The sequence below is a fragment of the Pseudoflavonifractor sp. An44 genome (assembly GCF_002161675.1).
Classification (GTDB): Bacteria; Bacillota; Clostridia; order Oscillospirales; family Oscillospiraceae; genus Enterenecus; species Enterenecus faecium.
On the sequence record NZ_NFIH01000003.1, the window covers coordinates 39,325 to 60,519 of the forward strand.

Annotated in this window: 18 protein-coding genes; 13 read left to right on the plus strand and 5 right to left on the minus strand. The window is 61.8% G+C overall.

Annotated elements, in window-relative coordinates; all coding sequences use genetic code 11:
• Positions 1-616: 616 nt before the first annotated feature.
• On the minus strand, positions 617-1,684 hold the full coding sequence (locus tag B5F98_RS02170; protein WP_087369416.1) for a branched-chain amino acid aminotransferase: 1,068 nt from the start codon (positions 1,682-1,684) through the stop codon (positions 617-619).
• 351 nt (positions 1,685-2,035) lie between these two features.
• Between B5F98_RS02170 and B5F98_RS02175 the strand changes: the two genes are divergently transcribed.
• The 13 genes from B5F98_RS02175 to B5F98_RS02235 all read left to right on the plus strand — a co-directional run bounded on the left by B5F98_RS02175 (position 2,036) and on the right by B5F98_RS02235 (position 18,510).
• Complete coding sequence (locus B5F98_RS02175) at positions 2,036-4,057, plus strand: DHH family phosphoesterase (RefSeq protein ID WP_087369417.1); 2,022 nt, start codon at positions 2,036-2,038, stop codon at positions 4,055-4,057.
• Positions 4,058-4,100: 43 nt separating this feature from the next.
• Positions 4,101-4,550, plus strand: a complete 450-nt coding sequence (gene rplI / locus B5F98_RS02180) for a 50S ribosomal protein L9 (RefSeq protein WP_087232080.1) — start codon at positions 4,101-4,103, stop codon at positions 4,548-4,550.
• Positions 4,551-4,580: 30 nt separating this feature from the next.
• Positions 4,581-5,945: a replicative DNA helicase gene (gene dnaB / locus B5F98_RS02185; RefSeq protein ID WP_087232077.1), complete on the plus strand. Its 1,365-nt coding sequence runs from the start codon at positions 4,581-4,583 to the stop codon at positions 5,943-5,945.
• Positions 5,945-7,258, plus strand: coding sequence for a tRNA lysidine(34) synthetase TilS (gene tilS / locus B5F98_RS02190; RefSeq protein WP_087369418.1), 1,314 nt, complete (start codon positions 5,945-5,947; stop codon positions 7,256-7,258). Before dnaB ends, tilS begins: the two co-directional genes overlap by 1 nt.
• Positions 7,251-7,793, plus strand: a complete 543-nt coding sequence (gene hpt, locus B5F98_RS02195; protein WP_087232071.1) for a hypoxanthine phosphoribosyltransferase — start codon at positions 7,251-7,253, stop codon at positions 7,791-7,793. The genes tilS and hpt overlap by 8 nt, the downstream gene beginning before the upstream one ends.
• Before the next feature lie 34 nt (positions 7,794-7,827).
• Positions 7,828-9,705, plus strand: coding sequence for an ATP-dependent zinc metalloprotease FtsH (ftsH, locus tag B5F98_RS02200; RefSeq protein ID WP_242961578.1), 1,878 nt, complete (start codon positions 7,828-7,830; stop codon positions 9,703-9,705).
• On the plus strand, positions 9,698-10,381 hold the full coding sequence (gene lepB / locus B5F98_RS02205; protein WP_087369419.1) for a signal peptidase I: 684 nt from the start codon (positions 9,698-9,700) through the stop codon (positions 10,379-10,381). Before ftsH ends, lepB begins: the two co-directional genes overlap by 8 nt.
• Positions 10,382-10,399: 18 nt before the next feature.
• Positions 10,400-11,446 carry a hypothetical protein gene (locus tag B5F98_RS02210; RefSeq protein WP_087369420.1) on the plus strand — a complete coding sequence of 349 codons (1,047 nt, stop codon included), beginning with the start codon at positions 10,400-10,402 and terminating at the stop codon, positions 11,444-11,446.
• The gene (gene metG / locus B5F98_RS02215) at positions 11,439-13,418 is read left to right on the plus strand and encodes a methionine--tRNA ligase (RefSeq protein WP_087369421.1); all 1,980 of its coding nucleotides are present in this window, start codon (positions 11,439-11,441) and stop codon (positions 13,416-13,418) included. The genes B5F98_RS02210 and metG overlap by 8 nt, the downstream gene beginning before the upstream one ends.
• A gap of 14 nt (positions 13,419-13,432) precedes the next feature.
• Positions 13,433-14,209: a TatD family hydrolase gene (locus tag B5F98_RS02220; protein WP_087369422.1), complete on the plus strand. Its 777-nt coding sequence runs from the start codon at positions 13,433-13,435 to the stop codon at positions 14,207-14,209.
• A gap of 652 nt (positions 14,210-14,861) precedes the next feature.
• Complete coding sequence (gene thrS, locus B5F98_RS02225) at positions 14,862-16,622, plus strand: threonine--tRNA ligase (protein ID WP_087369423.1); 1,761 nt, start codon at positions 14,862-14,864, stop codon at positions 16,620-16,622.
• 3 nt (positions 16,623-16,625) lie between these two features.
• The gene (gene truA, locus B5F98_RS02230) at positions 16,626-17,363 is read left to right on the plus strand and encodes a tRNA pseudouridine(38-40) synthase TruA (RefSeq protein WP_087369424.1); all 738 of its coding nucleotides are present in this window, start codon (positions 16,626-16,628) and stop codon (positions 17,361-17,363) included.
• Positions 17,364-17,475: 112 nt separating this feature from the next.
• Entirely contained in the window at positions 17,476-18,510 is a 1,035-nt protein-coding gene (locus tag B5F98_RS02235; protein WP_206418058.1) for a M15 family metallopeptidase, read from the plus strand.
• Positions 18,511-18,661: 151 nt separating this feature from the next.
• Here B5F98_RS02235 and B5F98_RS02245 read toward each other — a convergent pair whose 3' ends face one another.
• Genes B5F98_RS02245 through B5F98_RS02260 form a run of 4 tightly spaced genes read right to left on the minus strand, consistent with a single transcriptional unit; the run spans position 18,662 to position 21,190 of the window.
• Positions 18,662-19,279 (minus strand): hypothetical protein, encoded by a 618-nt coding sequence (locus B5F98_RS02245; RefSeq protein ID WP_087369425.1) that lies wholly within the window; start codon positions 19,277-19,279, stop codon positions 18,662-18,664.
• Positions 19,280-19,300: 21 nt separating this feature from the next.
• The gene (locus tag B5F98_RS02250) at positions 19,301-20,233 is read right to left on the minus strand and encodes a hypothetical protein (protein WP_087369426.1); all 933 of its coding nucleotides are present in this window, start codon (positions 20,231-20,233) and stop codon (positions 19,301-19,303) included.
• Between the two features lie 19 nt (positions 20,234-20,252).
• Positions 20,253-20,774 carry a hypothetical protein gene (locus tag B5F98_RS02255; RefSeq protein ID WP_087369427.1) on the minus strand — a complete coding sequence of 174 codons (522 nt, stop codon included), beginning with the start codon at positions 20,772-20,774 and terminating at the stop codon, positions 20,253-20,255.
• A gap of 11 nt (positions 20,775-20,785) precedes the next feature.
• On the minus strand, positions 20,786-21,190 hold the full coding sequence (locus B5F98_RS02260; RefSeq protein ID WP_087369428.1) for a hypothetical protein: 405 nt from the start codon (positions 21,188-21,190) through the stop codon (positions 20,786-20,788).
• Between the last annotated feature and the right edge of the window lie 5 nt (positions 21,191-21,195).

Here is a 21,195-nt window from a genome sequence, read left to right on the forward strand (position 1 = left end):
TGGGCCCGATTTCTCAGCGATGAGAAATCGGGGAAAGAATCGCCAAAGGCGGGGCCTTCCCCCGCCTTGTGGAATCCACCCCGCCGGTACTGGTTGGAGTGTGCGCCGTTCTATTTTCAGCCCTTGGCCCGGTGAGGTCACATGGATGGCTTGGCGTTCTATGGGGGGTATCTACTTCTCTGCTGGAGCGTCCATCTACCGCCAGGGCTTTACCTTGGTGAACCGCTGTTCCCAGCTACCGGATGCCTGGTTCCCAGCGGCGGGAACGCCGCTTCTCCAAGGTAGGCCCGGGCATGGAAACCACCTAGCTATAGGGCCAGCTGCCCAAGATAGCCTGGTGTGGTGGCACAAACAGGGGCCGCAGCAAGGGTGACGGGCCGAATAGAGACTTGACGCAGGCCCAGCCTCGTACCCCAAGGGAGGTCCTTAGGGGGGAACGCCCTAAGCGGGTTTTGGTTTCTTTTGCCCGCTCAAAAGAAACCCCCAGCGGGAAGCGTCCCCACCAGGCTGGCAAGCCGGAAGCAGAAATACGGTAGAAGGACAGGCCTTCTTCATTACAATTATAAATTTCAGAGAAAAAGGACGCTGCACATGGAATGCAGCGTCCTTCTTCAACTTATTCCACGGGAACCACCCAGCCGTGGGTGTCGGGAATGGTGCCCCACTGGATGCCGGTGAGGGTGTCGTACAGCTTCTGGGTCAGCGCTCCGATTTGACCGCCGCTGACCTCCACCTTCTGGTCCTCCCAGGCCAGCAGGCCGATGGGGGAGACCACGGCGGCGGTGCCGGTGCCCCAGGCCTCTTCCAGGGTGCCCGCCTTGGCGGCGTCAAACAGCTCCTGGGCGGTGACCAGCCGCTCCTCCACGGGGATGCCCCAATCACGCAGCAGCTCCAGGCAGCTCTTGCGGGTGATGCCGGGGAGCACGGAGCCGGTGAGCTGGGGAGTGATGACGGTGCCGTTTACCTTGAACAGCACGTTCATGGCCCCCACTTCCTCAATATACTTGCGGTGCACGCCGTCCAGCCACAGCACCTGAGAGTAGCCCTGGGCCTCTGCCCGTTCTCCAGCCCGGATGGAGGCGGCGTAGTTGCCGCCGCACTTGGTGTAGCCAGTGCCGCCCCGCACTGCCCGCACGTCCTCGCTCTCCACGTAGATTTTCACCGGGTTGATGCCCTCGGGGTAGTAGGCGCCCACGGGGCAGCAGATGATGGCAAACAGGTAGCTGTGGGAGGCGTGGACACCCAGGGAGCAGTCGGTGGCGATGATGAAGGGGCGGATATACAGGGAGGTGCCCAGTTTGTTGGGCACCCAGGCCTCATCCACCTTCACCAGGGCCTTCACCGCCTGCACAAAGTCCTCCTCGGGAATCTCGGGGATGCACAGGCGCTGGCAAGAGGAGTTCAAACGCCGGGCGTTCTCCACCGGGCGGAACAGCTGCACGTTGCCCTCGGGGGTGCGGTAGGCCTTCAAGCCCTCAAAAATTTCCTGGGCGTAGTGGAACACCATGCAGGAGGGCTCCATGGACAGGGGGCCGTAGGGCACCACCCGGGCATCGTGCCAGCCCTGGCCGGCGTCGTAGTTCATCAAAAACATGTGGTCGGTAAAGGTCTTACCGAATTGCAGGGTGTCGGGGTCGGGCAGGGGCTTGCGCTGCTCCGCCAGCTTGACTTGAATATCCAGCATGGAACTCGTCTCCTTTACACAGTAAAGCGGTAAATGCTCGGGGTGAGAAGATTGCGTCAACCGAGAACCTCGGCTGACGCAGATACCTCCAGGCAGATACCTGAATGATTGGTAAAAACTATTATAGCAACTGGGACGGGGATGTGCAATGGCATTTTATCCAATCTGTCCACATTTCTTGCGGCCCTTCCATTTTGATTTCCAATCCCTTGTTTTTACGGGTGGGATTTGATATAATGATTCATCTATATGGAGTTTTATAATTTCCCGGGGGAAGGGGGCGAAAAACCGCCCAAACACCCCGGAGGACCCCTGTGAGACGGGGATTTTGGGACAAAAGGAGTGAATGAGATGAATCGGACATTGTCCCGGCTGCTGGGCCCTCGATTTGGCCTGTACTTTTTGGTTATGATTGTCTTTGCCGCCATCACCGCCCTGCTGGGCAATGTGCAGATGGCCTTGGGAGAGGCTGCGGTGGTGCTGGTGCTGTACCTGCTCTATCTCCGGGCCTCTCTGCTGCGCCGCCGGGAGGCCACCCGGTACCTGGACCAGCTGCTGGGCAGCGTGGACGAGGCCACCCGGGACAGCACCCTCAACTGCCCCCTGCCGGTGATGATGTTCCGCCCCGACACCGAGGAGATCGTGTGGTCCAACGACCGATTCCTCCACCTGTCCGGGGACCGGAACCGCCTGTTTGACACCAAACTCACCGACATTGCCCCCCAGTTTGACAGCCGCTGGCTGCTGGAGGGCAAGCACGAGTGCCCCCACGAGGTGGCCATGGGCCGCCGCCGCTACCAGGTGTTCGGCAACGTGGGCCGCACCCAGGAGGAGGGCCAGGAGAGCCTGCTGGCCACCACCTACTGGCTGGACGTCACCGAGGCCAGCAATTTGAAAGAGATCTACCAGGCCACCCGTCCGGTGGTGGCCATCCTGCTGCTGGACAACTACGAGGACACCATCAAGGGGCTGCCGGAAAATGTGGCCTCCAACATGATCGCAGACATCAACCAGCGCATCTCCCAGTGGATGGGGGATGTGGGGGGCATCTTCTGCCGCCTGGACCGGGACCGCTTCCTCTACATCTTTGAGGAGCAGTATTTGCAAGGGTACAAGGAGGAGAAGTTCTCCATTCTGGACTCCATCCGCCAGGTGCAGACCCCCAACGGCATCTCGGTGACCCTGTCGTTGGGGCTGGGCGTGGACGGGGAGACCCCGGCGGACCTGTACCGCTTTGCCTCTCTGTCCGTGGAGATGGCCCTGTCCCGGGGTGGCGATCAGGCGGTGGTGAAAAACCGCTTCAACTTCGAGTTCTTCGGTGGCCGGGCCAAGGAGACGGAGAAGCGCACCAAGGTCAAGAGCCGGGTCATGGCCTCCGCCCTGGGCGAGCTGGTGGCGGACGCCTCCTGTGTGTTCGTCATGGGCCACGCCGCCGCCGACATGGACGCCGTGGGTGCTGCTGTGGGCGTGTGCGCCATTGCCCGCAAGAAGGGCGTGCCCCACTACATCGTCCGGGAGAGCGGACCCACCCCCGCCGACCAGCTGTACCGCAAGCTGGAGGGGATGGAAGAGTACAAGGACCTGTTTTTGGACAGCCAGGAGACCCTTTTGAAGGCAGACTCCCGGTCCCTGCTGGTGGTGGTGGACACCAACCGCCCCGAGCAGGTGGCCAGCCGAGAGGTGCTCCAGTCCTGCAACAAGGTGGCGGTCATCGACCACCACCGCCGGGCCGCCACCTACATCGAGGGCGGCGCCCTCTACTTCCACGAGCCCTACGCCTCTTCCACCTGTGAGCTGGTCAGCGAGCTGCTGGGCTACCTCATGGAGCCCGGGGAGCTGCTGCGGGGCGAGGCAGAGGCCATGATGGCGGGCCTGATGCTGGACACCAAGAACTTCACCATGCGCACCGGAGGCCGCACCTTTGAGGCCGCCGCCTTCCTGCGCCGGGCCGGAGGGGACACCGGCGAGGTGAAGAAGATGTTCCAGACCGGCCTGGCCGATACCGTGGCCAAGTACGGCATCATTCAAAATGCCAAGATGTACCGGCAGGATATTGCCATTGCGCCGGTAGACCATACCGTCAATCGGGTCACAGCCGCCCAGGCGGCCGATGAGCTGTTGAATATTGCAGGCATCAACACCTCCTTCGTCCTCTATCCCGACGGAGACCGGGTGGTGGTGTCGGCCAGAAGCATCAACGACACCAATGTCCAGGTGATTTTGGAGGCCCTGGGCGGCGGCGGAAACGCCGGAGCCGCCGGAGCCCAGATCACCGGGCAGACGTTGAAGCAGGTGACGGAATCCCTCATGGCCACTCTGGAGCGGTACTTCAAGACCGACGACCCGGAGGAGATGGGGGAAGAGGAGGAGTAAACACTTCCCTCCAAGCAAACCATATTTTTAGGAGGAACACATCATGAAAGTGATTTTACAGCAGGACGTGAAGGGCCACGGCAAGAAGGGCCAGATGGTGGACGTGTCCGACGGGTACGCCCGCAACTTCCTTCTGCCCCGCAAGCTGGCCGTGGAGGCCAGCGCCGAGAACATCAACACCATGAAGATGCAGGATAAGGCCCGCCGCGCCCGTGAGGCCGAGGAGCGTCAGGCCGCCATGGACCTGGTGAGCCGTTTGAAGGAGTGCCCGGTGAAGATCGTGGCCAAGGCTGGCCAGGGTGGCCGCCTGTTCGGCTCGGTGACCACCAAGGAGATCTCCGAGGGCCTCAAGCAGCAGTACAACATCGACATCAACAAGTCCAAGCTGGTGCTGGCTGACCCCATCAAGGCCTTTGGCGGCTACGAGGTCAAGTGCAAGCTGGGCTATGAGATCACCGGCACCGTCCGTGTGATGGTCACCGAGGAGGCGTAAGATTACGCCCACAGTATACAACTGGGAGGGATGACAGTGGACGAATTCAATGGCCTGCGCCTGCCCCACTCGGTGGAGGCGGAACAGGCAGTGCTGGGCTCCATGCTCATCGACGACCGGTGTATTCCCGACGTGGTGGCCCGCCTGACCCCCGACGACTTCTATCTGCGGCAAAACCGGGAGCTGTATCAGGTGCTGTTCACCATGTTCAACCGCTTCGAGACCATCGACCCGGTGACGGTGCTGGACCGCATGAAACAGGCGGGGGTGTACGACGAGAACACCTCGGTGGCCTACCTGCGCCAGCTCATGGAGATCACCCCCACGGCGGCCAACGTCATGGAGTACGTCAGCATTGTGGCCGACAAGGCCCTGCTGAGAAGAGTGGGGGAGACCGCCGGGGAGCTGGAGGAGATGGTGCGCAGCGAGAGCGGCACCGCCCAGCAGATTCTGGAGGCCGCCGAACAGCGCATTTACGCCATCCGCCAGGGCCGCTCCGCCCAGGGCATGACCCACATCGCCACGGTGATGAGCCAGGTGTGGGAGACCATCAAGGAGCGGCAGGAGAACGGGGCGGAGTTCCCCGGCATCTCCACCGGCCTCATTGACCTGGACCGGAGAATTTCCGGTCTGAACAACTCCGACCTTTTGATTCTCGCCGCCCGACCCGGTATGGGTAAGACATCTCTGGCTCTGAACATCGGCCTGGAGGCGGGCAAGCACTCGGGCAAGAGCGTGGCCATCTTCTCCTTGGAAATGAGCCGGGAGCAGCTGGGTTTGCGCCTTATTTCCACCGAGTGCCTCATTGACAACAAAAAACTGCTCACCGGCCGCATTGTGGGGGAGGAGGAGTGGTCCCGGCTGGCCATGGCGGTGGCCACCCTCAGCCAGGCCAAGATCTACATGGACGACGACTCCTCCCTGTCCGTGGCGGACATGAACGCCAAGTGCCGCCGCATCAAGGATTTGGGGCTGGTGATCGTGGACTACCTCCAGCTGATGACCTCCGCCGGAGGGCCCACCCGGGCCAGCGACAACCGCCAGCAGATCGTCTCCGACATCTCCCGTTCCATGAAGCTCATGGCCAAGGAGCTCAACGTCCCCGTCATCTGCCTGTCCCAGCTCTCCCGTGCCAACGAGAGCCGGGCGGCGGGCCAGCGGCGGCCCATGCTCTCCGACCTGCGGGAATCCGGCTCCATCGAGCAGGACGCCGACATCGTCATGTTCATCTACCGGGAGAGCTACTACGAGGACGACACCGAGAACCCCAACGTGGCCGAGTGCATTGTGGCCAAAAACCGCCACGGCGAGACGGGCACCGTCATGCTGGAGTGGCGGCCCGAGTTCACCACCTTCCGCAATCTGGCCTACAACTACGACGAAGAGGACTACTGATGGCAGAGCTGTTTTCCTACCACCTGATTGCCCCCGGGGACCGGGTGCTGTGCGCGGTGTCCGGGGGAGCGGACTCCATGTATCTGCTCTGCCGCCTCTTGGACGGGGCCAGCCGGGGCGGCTACCAGGTGGGGGCCGCCCACTTCCACCACGGCATCCGGGAGGCCTCCGACGGGGAGGAGGACTTTGTCCGTGCCTGGTGTGAACGCCACCAGGTCCCCCTCCATGTGGGACACGGAGACGTGCCCGCCGCTGCCGCCCAGCGGGGGCAGGGGGTGGAGGAGACCGCCCGGGCGTTGCGCTATGCCTTTCTCTACGACACCGCCCGGCGGGAGGGGTACACCCTCATTGCCACCGGACACCACGCCGGAGACCAGGCGGAGACGGTGCTCATGCACCTCATCCGAGGCTCTGGACTCCAGGGCCTGCGGGGCATTCAGCCCCGGCAGGGGATGCTCATCCGCCCCATGCTGGAGGTGACCCGGGATCAGGTGGAGGACTACCTCCGCCGCCGCCACGTCCCCCACGTGGAGGACGAGAGCAACGCCGACCCCGCCTACACCCGCAACCGGATGCGCCACCAGGTGCTGCCCCTGCTGGGGGAACTCAACCCCCAGGCGGTACACCACATCGCCCAGGCGGCGGCCAAGCTGCGGGAGGACGCCCAGCTGTTGGACACCCTGGCCCAAGCTGTGCCCGGGGTGACGGAAGGGCCGGAGGGGGTGGCGGTGGACATTTCCCAGCTTCTCTCTCAGCCCAGACCGCTGGTGATGCGGCGGCTGGCCCAGGCCCTCACCGGGCTGCACATCCACCCCTCCCAGGTGTACCTGGATGGGCTGTATGGACTCATGGCCCAGGCCCAGAGCGGGGCCCGGCTGGATTTGCCCGGCTATGTGGCCCGGAAAAGCTGGAATCAGATGAAAATCACCCCCGTGGGGGAGGCCCCCCCCCTCTGCTCGGTGCCCCTCTGGGACGGAGATACCCTGTGGGGGGAATGGCGGGTGGAGTGCCGCACGGCGGTATGTCCCCAAGAGAACAGGGAGGGGCTGTGGCTCGTCCCCGGGGACTATGTGCTCCGCCCCAGAGAGGTGGGGGACACCCTGCAATTGCCCAAGCGACCCACCAAGACGGTGAAAAAACTTATGATCGAGAAGAAAATCCCCTCCCACCTCCGCCCCCGCCTTCCGGTGGTGGCCCAGGGGGAGCGGGTGGCAGCGGTGGCGCTGCTGGGGGTGGACCAGGCCTTTTTGGCCCAGCCCGGACAGCCCGCCCGATCTATCAATGTGACAAAGGAGAACGAAGACCATGCATGAACACGTGGAATCCATTCTGTATAGTGAAGAGCAGCTCCGTCAGCGCGTGAAGGAGCTGGGCGCCCAGATCACCGCCGACTACGCCGGGAAGGAGCCGGTGCTGGCCTCGGTGCTGCGAGGCTCCTATATCTTCATGGCGGACCTGACCCGGGCCATTGACCTGCCGGTGACGGTGGACTTTATGGCGGTGTCCTCCTACGGAGCGGGCACCAAGAGCTCCGGCCAGGTGGAAATTAAGAAGGACCTGTCCGACTCCATCGAGGGCCGGGACCTCATCATCGTGGAGGACATTCTGGACTCCGGCAACACCCTCTTTTACCTCATGGAGATTCTCAAGGCCCGCAAGCCCGCCTCCATCCGCATCTGTACCCTGATGGATAAGCCCGACCGCCGCACCCAGCCCATCGTGGCCGACTATGTGGGCTTTACCATCCCCGACGCCTTTGTGGTGGGCTATGGCCTGGACTACGACGAAAAGTACCGCAATCTGCCCTATGTGGGCATTTTGAAGCCCTCCGTCTACGGCGGCGAGTGAGCCCCTTCGGGGAGAAAAGGAGCTGTATTCAATTTTGAATCGTGGAAAACATGTGCGCAGCGCCGTGGTGTATGTGGTGCTCATTCTGCTGCTGGTGTGGAGCTTTACCGCCTTCCGCTCCGCCCAACAGGAGAACTTCATCTCATACAGCCAGGTGCGAAGCTATTTCTTAAACGAACAGGTCACTGCCTTCCAGGTGGAGGACAACCAGACCCTGGTGCTCCAGATGGAGGACGGAAAGGTGTGGTACCACCGCCTGGCGGATGTGGAGCTGTTCTACAACGACCTGGGGGACGTCATCGACCAGCAGCAGGCCGACGGCACCTTAAAGGAGTTTGACATCCAGCCCGCCTATGAGATGCCCCTGTGGCTGCAAATCACCATTCCCATTGTGGGTACCGTGGTGGTGGTCATGGTGATCTGGGGCGTGATGGCCATGCGCCAGCAAAACGCCCAGGGCGGACAGGGGGGCATGAGCCGCTTCGGCAAGGCCCGCACCGTCCAGGGGGATGGTACCGTGAAGGTCACCTTTGCCGACGTGGCGGGGGCCGACGAGGAGAAGGCCGAGCTGCAAGAGCTGGTGGACTTTTTGCGCAACCCCCAAAAATACATCGATTTGGGCGCCCGCATCCCCAAGGGCGTGCTGCTGGTGGGCCCTCCGGGCACCGGTAAGACCCTGCTGGCCAAGGCCGTGGCAGGGGAGGCGGGGGTGAAGTTCCTGTCCATCTCCGGCTCCGACTTTGTGGAGCTGTACGTGGGCGTGGGCGCCTCCCGTGTCCGTGACCTGTTCGACCAGGCCAAGAAAGAGGCCCCCGCCATTGTCTTCATTGACGAGATCGACGCCGTGGGCCGCCAGCGTGGCGCTGGCCTGGGCGGTGGCCACGACGAGCGAGAGCAGACCCTCAACCAGCTGCTGGTGGAGATGGACGGCTTTGCCGCCAACGAGGGGGTCATCGTGCTGGCCGCCACCAACCGCCAGGACATTCTGGACCCCGCCCTGCTGCGCCCCGGCCGCTTTGACCGCCAGGTGTATGTGGGCCGCCCTGACATGAAGGGCCGGGAGGAGATTCTGAAGGTCCATGCCCGGCGCAAGCCCCTGGCCGAGGACGTGGACCTCAAAGAGGTGTCCCGGGAGACCACCGGCTTCACCGGGGCCGACCTGGAGAACCTGATGAACGAGGCCGCCCTGCTGGCCGCCCGGAAAAACCAGCCCTTTATCACCCTCAAGGACATTCAGGAGTCGGTGATTAAGGTGATCGCTGGCCCCGAGAAGAAGAGCCGGGCCCAGCTGGAGGAGGACCGCCGCATCACCGCCTACCATGAGGCGGGCCACGCCGTGGTCAGCCACGCCCTGGCCACCCAGGACCCGGTGCACCAGATCACCATCGTCCCCCGAGGCCAGGCCGCTGGTATGACCATCAACCGGCCCCAGGAGGACAAGGGCCATGTGAGCCGCCAGGAGCTGTGCGAGACCCTGTGCACCCTGCTGGGCGGCCGGGCCGCCGAGGCCCACGCCCTGGGCTTTGTGTGCACCGGGGCCATCAGCGACTTGCAGCGGGCCTCCGCCATCGCCCGGGACATGGTGACCAAGTACGGCATGAGCGAGAAGCTGGGACTGGTCACCTTCTCCTCCGAGCACGACGAGGTGTTCCTGGGCCGCTCCATGGCCCAGGCCAAGCCCTACTCGGAAGAGACCGCTGCCCTCATTGACAGCGAGGTCAAGCACCTGCTGGACCAGGCCTATGAGGCCTGTCAGGCGATTTTGAAGCGGGACAGCGACAAGCTGGAGCTGGTGGCCCGCTATCTGCTGGCCTTTGAGACCATGGACGCCGACACCTTCCAGATGGTGTACGACGACCCCCAGGCTCTGGCCCAACAAATCCCCACAGAGGAAGTGGAAAATAATGGATGAACTATGGCAGGACAGCCAGCCCACCACCCCGTCTGAGCCGGAGGGCACCGACGGCCTGGGAAATCTGAATCTCGGTGATCTGTCGGACCTCACCGACCTGACCGAGACCACCACCCCGCCGCCTACCCCCACCCGCACCAAGAAGGACACCTCCCTGGGCTACGAGCTGTACTTGAATGTCCGCACCCTGGTGTTTGTGCTGGCCGCCCTCATTTTGATCTTCACCTTCGTGGTGCGCATCATCGTGGTCAGCGGCAGCTCCATGGAGAACACCCTGCAAAACGGGGACTCCATGCTGGTGTGGTGCCTGGGCTATGAGCCCAAGCAGGGGGACATTGTGGTGCTCACCCAGCGCTCCTACCAGGAGGACTCTCTGGTCAAGCGGGTCATCGCCACCGAGGGCCAGCGGGTGGACATTGACTATGACACCGGGACCGTCTATGTGGACGGCACCCCATTGGAAGAGGATTATATCAAGGAGGCCATGAAGGTGCCCAATTACGGCGAGGGCGTCAACCATGTGACGGTGCCGGAAGGGTGTATCTTCGTCATGGGCGACAACCGCAACGACTCCGCCGACAGCCGTTACCCCAGCATCGGCATCATCGACACCCGCAGCGTCATTGGGCGGGCGGTGATGGTGCTCTTCCCCTTCCAGGATTTCACCCTGTTGTAACGGAAGGAGGAGAATTCCATGCGTGGAAAGAAACCCTATCAGATTTTGTGGCTGATATGCACTCTGGCTCTGGCCGGGCTTGCCACCGGAGTGCGGCTGTGGCAGGAGTCCACCGTCTTTGAGGGGGACTTCGGTCTGCCCGTCCGGGGCGCCACCGCCAGCGTGGCCATGGTGTGTGTGCTGGTGATGGCGGCGGCGGTGCTGTGCATTCTGGCCGCCCGTCAGCCGATCGTTCGGCCCCCGCGCGCTCAGGTCCGGGGCCGGAGATGGGCCATGAGCTTTTTTGCCACCGGAGACCTGGTCTTTCTGGCCCTGATGTGGTTCAGTGCCTTCAGCGCTCTGGCCGCTGTACCCATGCTCTTTGGACAGGGCCGGGCCCTGTGGAAGGCCTATCAGGTGGCTTTGGCCATGAAGACCTGGCAGGGGGGCGACAACGGTGTGCTGAGTATGGTCACCGCCGTGCTGGCCCTGCTGGCCTTCTTCGGACTGCTGCAAATTGGCCGGGACGGCTACCATCCCGGGCGGAGAAGCCGGGGCGGCTTCTGGGCGGCCCTGCCCGCCTGTGCCGGGTGCGGCTGGCTGCTGAACACCTACCGCAACTGTGCCGCTGACCCGGTGCTGTGGGACTATGTGCCCCTGCTGCTGGCGGTGATCGCCGGAATGCTGATGTACACCGACTGGGCGGGCATGTCCTGTGCCGCCGCCCGGCCCCGCCGCACCCTGTGGCTGGCGGGCATGACGGTGGTGTGCTCCTGGGTGGCCCTGGCCTCCAGTCCGGACACTGGCACCGCCATGCTGCTCATCTCCCAGTCTGCCGCCGCCCTGGCGGCCCTGTGGCGGCTGCCCATCAACCTGCAAAATCCGCCCAAGGTGGGCTGGGAGGGAAATCTGGACACCTGCTCCATTCAGGATTCAGAGCCCCAGGTTGAGCCCCAGGAGCCGCAGCCGCCTTTGACCCAGCCGGAGCCCCAGCCCCGGGTGGAGGAGGACTGGACCTGGAGCCGGGAAGAATCCCAAGCCATGAATTGTACCGGAGAGAACAAGGAGGAGGATACCCATGTCTGACAATCGTTTTTATATCACAACCCCCATTTACTACCCCAGCGATAAGCTGCACATCGGCCACACCTACTGCACCGTGGCCACCGACGCCATCGCCCGCTATCAGCGTCTGCGGGGCCGTGAGGTGATGTTCCTCACCGGCACCGACGAGCACGGCCAGAAGATCGAGGACAAGGCCGCCGAGGCCGGCGTGTCCCCCAAGGAGTTCGTGGACAAGATCGTGTGCGGCGACCGGGGCGTGCTGGATTTGTGGAAGCTGATGAACATCTCCAACGACCGCTTCATCCGCACCACCGACGACTACCATGTCTCCGCCATCCAGAAAATCTTCAAGAAGATGTACGAGAATGGGGACATCTACAAGGGCAAGTATGTGGGCAAGTACTGCAAGCCCTGCGAGTCCTTCTGGACCGAGTCCCAGCTGGTGGACGGCAAGTGTCCCGACTGTGGCCGGGAGGTGCAGGACGCTGAGGAGGAGGCCTACTTCTTCCGCCTGTCCAAGTACGCCGACCGCATCCAGGACCTGCTGGAGAACACCGACTTCCTGGAGCCCCGCAGCCGGGTCAACGAGATGGTGAACAACTTCATCAAGCCCGGCCTGGAGGACCTGTGCGTGTCCCGTACCTCCTTCACCTGGGGTGTGCCCGTGGACTTTGACCCCGGCCACGTGGTGTATGTGTGGGTGGACGCCCTGTCCAACTACATCACCGCTCTGGGCTATGACAACGACAAGTACGACGACTTCGATAAGTTCTGGCCCGCCGACGTGCACATCGTGGGCAAGGAGATCGTCCGCTTCCACTCCATCATCTGGCCCGCCATGCTCATGAGCCTGGGACTGCCTTTGCCCCGCAAGGTGTTCGGCCACGGCTGGCTGCTGCTGGACGGCGGCAAGATGTCCAAGTCCAAGGGCAACGTGGTGGACCCTTATATCCTGGCTGAGATGTTCGGGGTGGACGCTCTGCGCTTCTTCCTCATGCGCACCTTCCCCTTTGGCTCCGACGGCAACTTCTCCAACGAACTGCTCATCCAGACCATCAACACCGATCTGGCCAACGACCTGGGCAACCTGGTCAGCCGCACCACCGCCATGGTGGGCAAGTACTTCGGCGGCCAGCTGCCCGCCGGGTGCAAGACCTGGGCCGAGCCCCAGGAGGTGGACACTCAGCTCATCGGCATGGCCTCCGCCCTGCGGGACGCCTACCAGAAGGACATGGACACCTACGCCCCCCACAAGGCTCTGGAAGAGGTGTTCAAGGTCATCCAGCGGGCCAACAAGTATATCGATGAGAACGCCCCCTGGGCCCTGGCCAAGGACATGGAGCAAAGCGGCGCCCGCCTGGCCCACGTGCTGTACAACCTGCTGGAGACCACCCGTATCTGCGGCGTGCTCCTCACCCCCTTCATGCCCGAGAGCATGGACAAGCTGTTTGCCCAGATCGGCGCCTGCGAGGGCTGCCGCACTTGGGACAGCGCCGGTGTATGGGGCAGCTTGAGCGACCATGCCACCGTGTCCAAGGGTGAGAACCTGTTCCCCCGTGTGGACGCCGAGAAGGCCCTGGAGGAGCTGGAGCGGGTGGCCGAGGAGGCCAAGAAGGCCGCTCTCCCCGCTTTGGAGGTGGAGCCTCTCAGTGAGGAGCAGGTGGACTTTGACACCTTCTGCAAGAACGACCTCCGTGCTGTGAAGGTTGTAAACTGCGAGAACGTGAAGAAGAGCAACAAGCTTCTCAAGTTCACTCTGGACGACGGCACCGGAACGCCCCGACAGATTCTCTCCGGCATCGCTCAGTACTACAAGCCCGAGGAGCTCATTGGTAAGACCCTGGTGGCCATTGTCAACCTGCCCCCCCGCAAGATGATGGGCCAGGAGAGCCAGGGTATGCTCATCTCCGCCGTGCACACCGAGCGTGGCGAGGAGAAGCTGAACCTGCTGATGGTCAGCGACGCCATCCCCGCCGGGGCCAAGCTGTGCTAACGAGGGTGTCTACCATGCTCTTTGACACCCACGCCCACTACGATTCCAACCAGTTCAAGGACGACCGCATGGAAGTTCTCGCCGCCCTGCCCCAGGCCGGGGTGGGGCTGGTGGTGAACCCCGGCTGTGACCTGGCCACCTCCCGCACCGCCGTGGAGCTCTCTGAGACCTTCCCCTACGTGTACGCCGCCGTGGGTGTCCACCCTGGGGACTGCGCCGATTGGCAGGACAGCTGGCTTTCTGAATTGGAACAGCTGGCCCGGGAACATAAAAAAGTGCGGGCCATCGGCGAGATCGGCCTGGACTACTACTGGAAGGACAACCCGCCCCGGGAGCTTCAAAAGCATGTGTTCCACGCCCAGATGGACCTGGCGGAGAAGCTGAATCTTCCCATCATCGTCCACGACCGGGAGGCCCACGGGGACTGCCTGGAGGCGGTGCAGGCCCACCCCAACATCACGGGCGTGTACCACTGCTACTCCGGCAGCCTGGAGGACGCCAAAACCCTGGTGAAAATGGGGTGGATGCTCTCCTTTACCGGAGTGGTCACCTACAAAAACGCCCGCAAGGCGTTGGAGGTGCTGGAGTGGCTGCCTCTGGACCGGATCATGATTGAGACGGATTCTCCCTATCTCTCTCCTGAGCCCTTTAGGGGCCGCCGCAACGACTCCCGCCACGTCTACCGGGTGGCGGAGACCATCGCCCTGGTGAAAAACCTCACCGTGGCAGAGGTGGTGGAGGCCACCACCCAAAACGGATGCCGCTTCTTCGGCATCCAGAAACCAGAATGATGAAACATCACCCAATCTCTGGAAGAAATCCCGGGGATTGGGTGTTTTTGCAAATACTCACCCATATAGGGGCGTAGGGGAGGGGCTTGCTCCTCCCCGTTTTCCTGGTTTTGCCCTGCCACCCTGGCAGGGGAGACGCGCTCCGCTGGGCCCCATTTCTTAGCGATAAGAAATGGGGGAACGCCCTAAGTGGCTTTTCGTCCATTTTGGCCAGTCAAAATGGACCCCAGCGGAGCGTCCCCCGCCAGGCTGGCAAGCCGGCACCTGAGACATTGGAGGAGGATGATCCCTCCCGGAGGGAGCCGATACGGTGCACCCTACCCTTGACAATTCCCCCCACAGGTGATATAGTGTCCCCATCAAAATGGCGTGGACGGAGAAGAGCCGAAATCAGCAGCTGCCCAGAGAGGGATGTGTTTGGTGCAAGCATCCTGCAATTGCCTTCGGCGGTACCACTCCCGAGCTGCCCGGGACATGACCGGGACGGGACCCTCCCGTTACAGAGGACACAAGCGACGGCGCTTTGCGCCGTAAGCAGGGTGGAACCGTGGGACCATCAGTTTGAACTGTATGCCTCACCCCTGAACCAATCTCAGGGGTGAGGCTTTTTGCATACCTTCGCCCCGAACCAATCTGATAGGAGGGCAATACCATGAGCGAAGAAAAGAATCTGTATACCTTTGAAAATCCTGAGTACCGCAAGACCTATTGGCACACCTGTTCCCATGTGCTGGCCCAGGCCATGAAGCGGCTGCACCCCGAGGTGAAGCTGGCCATCGGCCCCGCCATTGAGAACGGCTTCTACTACGACTTTGACACCCCCGAGCCCTTCTCCGAGACCCAGCTGGCTGAGCTGGAGGCGGAGATGCGCAAGATCTGCAAGGAGAAGCTGAAGCTGGAGCGGTTTGAGCTGCCCCGGGCCGAGGCCGTGAAGTTCATGGAGGAGAAGGGCGAGCCCTACAAGGTGGAGCTCATCAACGACCTGCCCGAGGACGCCGTCATCTCCTTCTACCGTCAGGGCGAGTTTACCGACCTGTGCGCCGGTCCCCACCTGGACTCCACCGGCCGCATCAAGGGCAACGCCATCAAGCTTACCGCCTGCAATGCCGCCTACTGGCGTGGCGACTCCAACCGCCAGACCCTCCAGCGTATCTACGGCGTGGCCTTCCCCAAGAAGGACGAACTGGATGAGTACCTGGCCAAGATCGAGGAGGCCAAGAAGCGGGACCACCGGAAGCTGGGCCGTGAGCTGGGCCTGTTTATGCTCCGGGACGAGGGCCCCGGCTTCCCCTTCTTCCTGCCCCGTGGCATGGTGCTGCGCAACACCCTGATTGACTACTGGCGTCAGGTGCACAAGCGCTACGGCTATGTGGAGATCTCCACCCCCATGATGCTCAACCGTCAGCTGTGGGAGCGGTCCGGCCACTGGGACCACTACAAGGACAACATGTACACCACCGTCATCGACGGCACCGACTTTGCCATCAAGCCCATGAACTGCCCCGGCGGCATGCTGGTGTACTCCAGCCAGCCCCACTCCTACCGGGACCTGCCCCTGCGTGTGGGTGAGCTGGGCCTGGTGCACCGCCACGAGCTGTCCGGCGCCCTCCACGGCCTGTTCCGGGTGCGCTGCTTCACCCAGGACGACGCCCACATCTTTATGACCTGGGACCAGATGAAGGACGAGATCAAAAACGTGGTGCGCCTGTTCGATGAGGTGTACTCCGTGTTCGGCCTGAGCTATCAGATCGAGGTGTCCACCATGCCCGAGGACCACATGGGCGACGAGAAGGACTGGGACTTCGCCACCGAGACCCTGAAGGCCGCTGTGGAGGAGCTGGGCAAGGACTACGTCATCAACGAGGGCGACGGCGCCTTCTACGGCCCCAAGCTGGACTTCCATCTGGCCGACTCCCTGGGCCGTACCTGGCAGTGCGGCACCATCCAGCTGGACATGCAGCTGCCTGAGCGCTTCGAGCTGGAGTACGTGGGCGAGGACGGCGAGAAGCACCGCCCCGTCATGATCCACCGGGTGGTGCTGGGCTCCATCGAGCGGTTCATCGGCGTCATCACCGAGCACTTTGCCGGTGCTTTCCCCACCTGGCTGTCCCCGGTGCAGGTGAAGGTGCTGCCCGTCACCGACCGGGCCGCCGAGTACGCCGACCAGGTGGCTTCCAAGCTGGACAACATGGGCTTCCGGGTGGAAGTGGACCACCGCAACGAGAAGATCGGCAAGAAGATCCGGGAGGCCCAGCTGGAGAAGGTCCCCTATATGCTGGTGGTGGGCGACCGGGATATGGAGAACGGCACCGTCTCCCCCCGTCACCGCGCCGACGGCGACCTGGGTGCCATGTCCTTCGACGAGTTCGCCGCCCTGCTCACCGACGTGGTGAATACCAAGGCCAAGAAGTAAGAAATGAATTTCAAACTGACGATACAGTACGACGGCACACGCTACGACGGCTGGCAGCGTCAGGGCAACACCGACAACACCCTCCAGGGCCGCCTGGAGGGTGTGTTGTCCCGTATGGTGGGGAAGCCTGTGGAAATCCAGGGGGCGGGCCGCACCGATGCCGGGGTCCACGCCCGTGGCCAGGTGGCCAGCGTTCATCTGCCAGAGGGCTACACCCCCCAGGAGGTACAGAACTACCTCAACCGCTATCTTCCCGAGGATGTGGCGGTGGTGGACGTGGTGGAAGTGGGGGAGCGGTTCCATGCCCGCCTGTCTGCCACCGGCAAGGAGTACCGCTACCACATCCGCATGGGCAGCGTCCCCGACGTGTTCGCCCGGAAGTACCAGTACCGGGTGGAGGAGTCTTTGGACCTGGCCGCCATGGAGCGGGCCGCCGGGTACCTCACCGGGAAGCACGACTTCCGCTCCTTTTGTGGAAATCGCCGCTTCAAAAAGTCCACGGTGCGGGAAGTGTTCCACATCGGGGTCGAGGTGTGTGGAAGTGATTTGACCCTGGTGTACCGGGGGGACGGCTTCCTGTACAACATGGTGCGGATTTTGACCGGTACCCTGCTGGAGGTGGGGCTGGGCCAGCGCACCCCCGAGAGTATGGTGGATATTTTGGAGGCCCGTGAGCGCACCGCAGCGGGGAAAACTGCCCCCGCCCAGGGCCTGGTGCTGCAAGAGGTGTACTACCCTTGAGATTTTATAAATATTTGTGAAAGTCCATTTACACCGGGGGGAATTTTTGGTAAAATGAGGGTAACTGTACATCCGGCCTCCATGGGAGGCGGAGAGAAAGCGAGGAACGGCCATGAGAGACAAGCGTTTGGTGGCTCTGGCAGCTTGGGCGGCAGCCCTGGCTCTGTTGGCCGCAGGGTGTGGAGACACCGCCAACCAGGTAGGGACCCAGGCCCCCGCTACCCAAGGGGTGGAGCACACCCAGCCGGGGACAGCGGAGTCGGAACTGCCCCAGGTGAGTCCCTCGCTCTCCCCCAGCCCGGAGGTGACCCAGAAGCCCCAGGAGACGGCCACTCCCACCACGCCGCCCACCCCCAAGCCCACCCAGTCCGGGCAGGGGGGCAGCTCTCTAGGGGGAGGAGGCAGCCAGGGAGGCGGCTCCTCCACCGGGGGTTCGTCCACCTCCAAGCCCCAGACCCTCAGCCCCAGCGGCAAGGCGTACCGCTACTATGACACGGTGCAGCCCACCTACCTCAAGGGGGTGCTGCTGGTGAACAAGACCTATGCATTGCCCCGCAGCTATGGAGGGTATAACGCCACCGCCAGCGCCGCCCTCAGCCGCCTCCAGGCGGGGGCGAGAAACGCCGGGTTCTCCATGCCACTGCTCAGCGGTTATCGCTCCTTTGACTATCAGGACAAGCTGTACCGCAAGTATGCCGCCGCAGACGGGGTGGCGGCGGCCAACACCTATTCCGCCTGGCCGGGGCACTCGGAGCACCAGACGGGATTGGCCTTTGACATTGGTAGCATCAACAACAACTACGGCAACACCCCGGCGGGGAAGTGGCTGGCCGCCCACGCCCACGAGTACGGATTCATCATCCGCTACCCCAAGGGGAAGGAGGGGGTCACCGGGTACCAGTACGAGCCCTGGCACGTGCGCTACCTGGGGGTAGAGCTGGCCACGAAGGTGTATGAGAGTGGGCTGTGCCTGGAGGAGTATCTGACCCAGCCCACCCCGGAGACAACTCCGGCCCCCACTGCTACCCCGGAGCCGACACCCACCCCGGCACCCACGCCTGCGCCCACACCCACTCCCACCCCGGAGCCGGAGACCACCCCCACGCCGGAGGTGAGTCCTCAGCCCAGCGAGCCGGGAGTAGAGTGAGGGAGATACAGTTCAAGAGAAAAGTAAAAGCAACCAGGCAGGAGAACGTTTTGGGTTCTCCTGCCTGGTTGTGGTTATGCATGCGGTCACAGGTTTCGTAAGTCTAGACACTTCTGGGCTAGGAAGACCAGAAATTCTCGAAACAAGTAAATTATTTGATTTCTGGAACCGTGATTTCGCTACATTCGATACCTAGAATTTCGTCGATCATCCGGTCTGGAGAGAGAAGTGCTTCCAGCGGCATTTCCTCCAGCTGGGATACGGAGTACACCCGCTGTACCTTAGTCCGGGCCGTTTCCAGCAGTGTCTGACGTTGCCGGGGGCGCAGCCGAGCCAAATCCAGATAGGGAGTCACGGTGTCTGGGCAGAGGGAAATGGACCGCTCCAAAAGGGCAGTCGCCTGGGCAGTCTCTCCGGTGGACCACATTTGGATTTGTTTGGCCAGCAGGTATGCCCCACAGGCTTGGAGCTTGGGGGAGGCCTGGGATAGCCCGTCCTGCAATACAGCAGAAAAGGACGCTCCAATGCCAGAGCCCTCCATCAGGCCCATGTAGGCCCCTAGGAGGATGGCCCTGGCATCTTGGAATTGAAGCCAAGTCTGCCACAGAAGTTCTATGGCGGATTCATAGTCTGCAATGGGTGGGAAATCCAACAGCAACGCCAGACGGAGCAGGGGCTCGGGACCGGGTTGGGCCTCAGCCTGTGCCAGCAGTTTTTGCTGTTCCAGATAGAGGTTATGGTCCCCTTGGGGAGTGATGAAACGAATCAAAGGGAACACCTCACAAATAGGTTAGGGCTGTTCTGTGATCTCATACCGGAACAATCTGGTCCAAGTCCCGACCAAAAATTCCGTATCAGACAAGAAGAGACAGTCGGAGAGCCAGGTGATTTTACTGGTGTGGTGCAACTCCTCCGTGGAAATATAAAACCGGGTGCTCACATCTTTGCGGTCCAGAATGGTGAGATCATGGTGAAAGTCGTTGGGAATGGCCAGATAGCGGCTGGAGCCCACCACAGAGATACAGGGGGAACAGCGGAAATGTTTCGGTAAGTCAATCTCCGTGGTATGACCATCCGGGGAAATGAGATACAGGACACTTCCCCCTAAGATGGGGTGTTTACCGAAGAAGGTCATGGCAAGATATCCCCCGTCTACAATTCCTGGCCGTGAGGTGTTCCGACAGTCAATTTTGCGGTCTACCAGCGAACAGCTGTGTATCGTACCCTGTGGGTCCATCACCACATAGGAGGGAAAGTCCCAGTTTTTTCCCCTATCATGGATCAGGAAGTGGAGCAGACCATCTGACACCCCGGCGAAATACAGGAATTTGTCTGGGCAGGTATAGATGGGGGTAAACTGTCCCGTGGAAAGGCAGTACCGACACACGCCCTCATCGTACCCCAAGACGACGCTGTCCGGCCCACAGCGGAAGATGGGCCGTTCCCTCCACAGGTGATCCGGCCAATGGCCCAGCGAGTGGAGGGTGTTGTCCCGCCAGTGGAACAAGCCCCCGGTGGTATTGAGGATCAGCAGGGAGCCGTCGTGTAGATAGGCCATGGAGCTGGGGTCGCGCACATAAATGGTTTTCTCCAGAGCCAGGGCGGGAAGAGAGAAGATGCGAATACACCGATCCCCTGACACGGCTAGAAATTTGCCATCGGGGGAGGGCACCAGATCGTATGCCGGATACTTGTAGATATGTTTCAACTGTAATTGCTGCATATCATCGTCCTCCCGAAATTCAGGTGTGCATGGGATGAATGGCGGCGGCAATGGCGTGGAAGTCTGCGGCGTCTCGACAATACTGGACCTGGAGCAGGTCACCGTCCGGCTCTACCACAAATGCCAATCGCCGTTTGGGTAAGACATATGCCTCCAAAGTTTCCTGGGGAAGGGTGGAGATATCCACCTCGTCTCCAGAGTCCAGCACGTCCACATGGATATAGCCTTCATTCAAAGCGCCAAAATAGGTGGCCAGAGTGACCATGTCCTCCTTGTGGCGGGTCCAGAGACGAAGAGTTGCCAGCTTTTTGGTGAAGAAGCGGCCTGTTTCTTCCCGGTCATAGTGGTAGTTTTGGGTGGGGATGTCTTTTAGAACATCATCCAAGGTTCCTTCTAGTCCGCTCATCCAAATGAGAAATTGCAGATGGTCAGAGTCGGACAGAGCGGCAAGAATGCGGTCCATCAGGGCCGCTTTTTCCTGCTGAGAGGCGCGGCCCAAAGGGATTTGAAGGCCGTCTTTGTCCCGTTGGAGTTGTAGCAATGGTGCACCTCCTATCCGGTAACCTTGTCCAATTCGGGAATGGGAAAATGAAATCCATCCATACACACCTCTTGGGCGTGGAGCAGCAGCGCAGACTCCCAAATTTCCACCGCAATGTTGTATTCCAGGGGATATTGCTGGAGCCATGGGTCTGTGGAGGTGGCGGTGGTGGTACGGACCAGGACCGAGGTCAATTCGTAGTAGTTGCAGGCCTGAAAATCAAAGGTGCTGTCGTCTTTCCTCTTTTCCACCCACAGACATGAGATACAGCCTATAAAGGTGAGTTTGTGGGTGGTGGTAGTGCCGTAGTCGGTGGATTCCAAATCAAATTCTACCTTTTTATTGGGTAAATCCACATGAAAGCGGCGAATCACGGAAGCATAGACATCCTGTAGAGCGGTGTTGAGATCAGTCATGTCAG

Excerpts from the sequence above, each read along its gene's own strand:
- hpt (WP_087232071.1), top strand. The coding sequence starts at position 7,251 with ATGCATGAACACGTGGAATCCATTCTGTATAGTGAAGAGCAGCTCCGT.
- tilS (WP_087369418.1), top strand. The coding sequence starts at position 5,945 with ATGGCAGAGCTGTTTTCCTACCACCTGATTGCCCCCGGGGACCGGGTG.
- rplI (WP_087232080.1), top strand. The coding sequence starts at position 4,101 with ATGAAAGTGATTTTACAGCAGGACGTGAAGGGCCACGGCAAGAAGGGC.
- thrS (WP_087369423.1), top strand. The coding sequence starts at position 14,862 with ATGAGCGAAGAAAAGAATCTGTATACCTTTGAAAATCCTGAGTACCGC.
- dnaB (WP_087232077.1), top strand. The coding sequence starts at position 4,581 with ATGACAGTGGACGAATTCAATGGCCTGCGCCTGCCCCACTCGGTGGAG.
- B5F98_RS02175 (WP_087369417.1), top strand. The coding sequence starts at position 2,036 with ATGAATCGGACATTGTCCCGGCTGCTGGGCCCTCGATTTGGCCTGTAC.
- B5F98_RS02210 (WP_087369420.1), top strand. The coding sequence starts at position 10,400 with ATGCGTGGAAAGAAACCCTATCAGATTTTGTGGCTGATATGCACTCTG.
- B5F98_RS02235 (WP_206418058.1), top strand. The coding sequence starts at position 17,476 with ATGAGAGACAAGCGTTTGGTGGCTCTGGCAGCTTGGGCGGCAGCCCTG.
- truA (WP_087369424.1), top strand. The coding sequence starts at position 16,626 with ATGAATTTCAAACTGACGATACAGTACGACGGCACACGCTACGACGGC.
- B5F98_RS02260 (WP_087369428.1), bottom strand. The coding sequence starts at position 21,190 with ATGACTGATCTCAACACCGCTCTACAGGATGTCTATGCTTCCGTGATT.
- B5F98_RS02250 (WP_087369426.1), bottom strand. The coding sequence starts at position 20,233 with ATGCAGCAATTACAGTTGAAACATATCTACAAGTATCCGGCATACGAT.
- B5F98_RS02220 (WP_087369422.1), top strand. The coding sequence starts at position 13,433 with ATGCTCTTTGACACCCACGCCCACTACGATTCCAACCAGTTCAAGGAC.
- B5F98_RS02170 (WP_087369416.1), bottom strand. The coding sequence starts at position 1,684 with ATGCTGGATATTCAAGTCAAGCTGGCGGAGCAGCGCAAGCCCCTGCCC.
- lepB (WP_087369419.1), top strand. The coding sequence starts at position 9,698 with ATGGATGAACTATGGCAGGACAGCCAGCCCACCACCCCGTCTGAGCCG.
- metG (WP_087369421.1), top strand. The coding sequence starts at position 11,439 with ATGTCTGACAATCGTTTTTATATCACAACCCCCATTTACTACCCCAGC.